The sequence below is a fragment of the Rhodococcus sp. ENV425 genome (assembly GCF_002887785.1).
In the GTDB taxonomy this organism is placed as follows: Bacteria; Actinomycetota; Actinomycetes; order Mycobacteriales; family Mycobacteriaceae; genus Rhodococcus; species Rhodococcus aetherivorans.
The window spans coordinates 13255-14840 of record NZ_PCZU01000201.1 but is presented as its reverse complement, the minus strand read 5'-3'; the positions used below and the strand labels follow the sequence as shown (position 1 = coordinate 14840).

The window sequence follows — 1586 nt, the reverse complement described above, 5'->3', positions numbered from 1 at the left end:
CCGACCACTACCGCGCCGGGCTGCCGCACATCCTCGACGTGTGACGTCGGGCGCGCGCTGCCCGGCGGCGAGAGGGTCCGGAGCGTGGTCCCGTCGGCACGGAAGCAGGATGCGGCGAACGGGCACGCGCCGGAGGCGGATTCGGACATACTTCCCTCGAACGCGACGAAAGGGTATGCCCGATGAGCGAGACCTCGGTCCTGGTGGTCGGCGCCGGCCCGGTCGGACTGACCGCCGCGCTGGAACTGCGCCGGCGCGGCGTCGACGTCGTGATCGTCGATCGGCTCCCGGAGCCGCCGCAGTACGCCAAGGCGGTCGGTATCCAGCCGCGCACGCTCGAGGTGTGGGACGCGATGGGCGTGCTCCGGCCGTCGCTCGACGTGTCCGCGCCGATGCACGGGCAGCTCGTGTACGTCGACGGGCAGGAGGTGATGCGCCTCGAACTCGCACTGCCCGAGGACGTGCCGTACCGATTCGTCTGCATGCCCCAGTACGCCACCGAACGGGTGCTGACGCAGGCCCTGGCCGAGCACGGCACCGTCGTGCGCCGCGGCGTCGAACTGACCGGCTTCGACCGGACCGCGGACGGCGTGGTCGCCGCCCTGCGCGACGGCGAGGACACGACGCGGCTGGCCGCCCGCTATCTGGTCGGCTGCGACGGCGCGCACAGCGCCGTGCGCAAGGGCCTCGGGGTGTCCTTCGACGGCGACGCGTTCCCCGAGGAGTACATGCTCGCCGACGTCGAACTGGACTGGTCGATGCCGGCCGGTTACGGCATCCGCGCGTCGACGCGGACCGACGGCACGACGACGGACATGATGGTGTGCATCCCGCTGCCCGGCGACGGTCGCTACCGCCTGTCGACGTTCGTCGCGCCGGACCTGGCGACGTCCGCGCCCGGCGTCGGAACCGTCGCGCACGGACTCGAGGGCGGGCGCCGGCCCACCCTCGGTCACATCCAGGCGGTGCTCGACCGGCTGGCGCCGGAACCGACGCGGGCGAGTGCCCTGCGCTGGTCGTCGGTGTTCCGGATCAGCCACCGCCTCGCCGGGAACTACGGTGGGAACCGGGTGTTCCTGGCCGGGGACGCCGCGCACATCCATCCGCCCACCGGGGCGCAGGGCATGAACACCGGCATCCAGGACGCCTACAACCTCGGCTGGAAGCTCGCGCTGGCGGTGCAGGGCCGCGCCGCCGACGGCCTGCTCGACAGCTACGACGCCGAGCGCCGGCCCATCGGGGAGGAGGTGGTGGGCCGCACCGTGCGGCACGCCCGGCAGGGCATCGGGGCCGGCGAGACGGACGCGGCGACCGCGATCGCGCGCGAGGCCCAGTTGCTGCTCGGCTACCCCGGCAGCCCGCTCGTGGGCGGCGACGTGCCGGACGGCGGCGGTCCGGCCCCGGGTGATCGCGCCCCGGACGCGACGGGACTGCGACAGGACGCCGTCGCGTCGCCGCTCCGGCTGCACGAGCTGCTGCGCCACCCCGGTCACACGGTGCTGCTGTGGGCGCCGACGGTGCAGGCGCTGGCGTCCCAGCGGGAGCTGGCCGAGCGGGCGGCGGACCGTTTCGGCGACGCGCTGCGG

At 74.4% G+C, this 1586-nt stretch carries 1 protein-coding gene; it reads left to right on the top strand.

The annotated features are described in order from the left end of the window. Positions 1 to 182 precede the first annotated feature (182 nt). The coding region (locus tag CQZ88_RS16700; RefSeq protein ID WP_258008634.1) for an FAD-dependent oxidoreductase at positions 183 to 1586 on the top strand (1404 nt) is incomplete at its 3' end.